The sequence below is a fragment of the Acinetobacter soli genome (genome assembly GCF_000760595.1).
Taxonomy (GTDB): Bacteria; Pseudomonadota; Gammaproteobacteria; order Pseudomonadales; family Moraxellaceae; genus Acinetobacter; species Acinetobacter soli.
Genome location: NZ_BBNM01000026.1, coordinates 1 through 2,157, shown reverse-complemented (window position 1 = coordinate 2,157; position 2,157 = coordinate 1). Strand labels below are relative to the sequence as shown.

The 2,157-nt window shown below is 55.0% G+C and carries 2 protein-coding genes and 1 pseudogene; all 3 read left to right on the top strand.

The features are described from left to right. Positions 1 to 620 (top strand): 3-oxoacid CoA-transferase subunit A (locus Aso01_RS15785; protein ID WP_042065630.1); only part of this gene is annotated, 620 nt, incomplete at its 5' end. Between the two features lie 10 nt (positions 621 to 630). Then, positions 631 to 1,284, top strand: coding sequence for a 3-oxoadipate CoA-transferase subunit B CatJ (catJ, locus tag Aso01_RS15780; protein WP_004925445.1), 654 nt, complete (start codon positions 631 to 633; stop codon positions 1,282 to 1,284). 12 nt (positions 1,285 to 1,296) lie between these two features. Next, positions 1,297 to 2,157 (top strand): annotated as a pseudogene (locus Aso01_RS15775) (acetyl-CoA C-acyltransferase); the annotation flags it as partial.

The window sequence follows — 2,157 nt, the reverse complement described above, 5'->3', positions numbered from 1 at the left end:
TGATTGGTGGTTTTGGAACAGCCGGCCAACCCGCCGAGCTGATTGACGGACTGATTGAACTAGGTCGCAAGAACCTGACCATCGTCAGCAACAATGCCGGCAATGGAGATTATGGACTGGCCAAGCTGCTAAAAACTGGCGCAGTTAAAAAGATCATCTGTTCCTTCCCACGTCAGGCCGACTCCTACGTATTTGACGAGCTATACCGTGCGGGCAAAATTGAACTCGAAATCGTGCCGCAGGGCAATCTGGCCTGCCGCATACAGGCTGCCGGCATGGGGCTGGGGCCGATCTACACCCCAACCGGTTTTGGCACCTTACTCGCAGAAGGTAAACCCACCCTGAACTTTGATGGCAAAGACTACGTACTGGAAAACCCGATCAAGGCCGACTTTGCCCTGATCAAAGCCTACAAGGGCGACCGCTGGGGCAATCTGGTCTATCGCAAATCAGCACGAAACTTCGGCCCGATCATGGCCATGGCCGCCAACGTGACCATCGCACAAGTGAGCGAAGTGGTGGCACTAGGAGAACTCGATCCGGAAAACGTGGTGACCCCAGGCATCTTTGTTCAACACGTTGTACCAGTCCAATCTACCCCAGCAAGCGCTGCACCATAAGGAGATCGAGATGAGTTATCACAAACTGACCCGTGACCAGATCGCCCAGCGCGTTGCCCAAGATATTCCGGAAGGCTCCTATGTCAATCTAGGGATTGGCCTGCCGACCAAGATTGCCAGCTATCTGCCTGCCGACAAAGACGTATTTCTACATTCAGAAAACGGACTGCTGGCTTTTGGCCCACCACCAGCGGCCGGCGAAGAAGACCCGGAACTGATCAACGCAGGCAAAGAATACGTGACCATGCTCGAAGGCGGTTGCTTCTTTCACCATGGCGACTCCTTCGCCATGATGCGCGGTGGACATCTGGATATCTGCGTACTAGGCGCATTCCAGATCGCCGCCAATGGAGACCTGGCCAACTGGCACACCGGTGCACCGGATGCCATACCGTCGGTCGGTGGAGCCATGGATCTTGCGGTTGGGGCAAAAAAAGTCTTTGTAACCACCGATCATGTCACTAAAAAAGGTGAGCCGAAGATTGTCGCTGAACTGACGTACCCAGCCACGGGCCAGAAATGTGTCGATCGGATCTACACCGACCTGTGCATCATCGATGTGGTGCCAGAAGGACTGAAAGTGATCGAGAAAGTCGAAGGCTTAAGCTTTGAAGAACTACAACGCCTGACCGGTGCAACACTGATCGATGCGACACAAGGCTAAGGATAACCGAATATGAAACATGCATATATCGTCGATGCGATCCGTACCCCGTTTGGCCGCTATGCAGGCGGATTGGCACCAGTACGTGCGGATGACCTCGGTGCAATCCCGATTGCTGCCCTGATCGAACGCAACCCAAGCGTAAACTGGGCACAGGTCGATGACGTGATCTACGGCTGTGCCAATCAGGCAGGAGAAGACAACCGTAACGTTGGCCGTATGTCGGCACTGCTGGCAGGCCTGCCGGTCGAAGTACCGGCAACGACGGTCAACCGCCTGTGTGGCTCATCTCTGGATGCAATCGCCATGGCAGCACGTGCGATCAAAGCAGGCGAAGCCCATCTGATCATTGCAGGGGGTGTCGAAAGCATGAGCCGCGCACCGTATGTGATGGGGAAATCAGAAGGGGCGTTTGGACGCACCCAGAAGATAGAAGACACCACCATGGGCTGGCGCTTCATCAATCCGAAGCTTAAAGCCATGTATGGTGTGGATACCATGCCGCAAACCGCAGAAAATGTGGCCGAGCAGTTTGGTATCCAGCGTGAAGACCAAGACCAGTTTGCCTACACCAGCCAGCAACGCACCGCGGCGGCACAGGCCAAAGGCTACTTTGCAAAAGAAATCGTGCCTGTCACGATTCCACAGCGCAAAGGAGAGCCGGTGGTGATCGCCACCGATGAGCATCCACGTGCCTCAACCACACTAGAGGGACTGGCCAAGTTAAAAGGCGTGGTCAAGCCGGAAGGTAGCGTGACAGCGGGCAATGCGTCAGGCATCAACGACGGTGCAGCAGCAGTTCTGAATTGCATCAGATGAAGCGGTTGCACAATACCAGCTTAAAGCACGTGCCAAGATCATTGCCTCCACCAC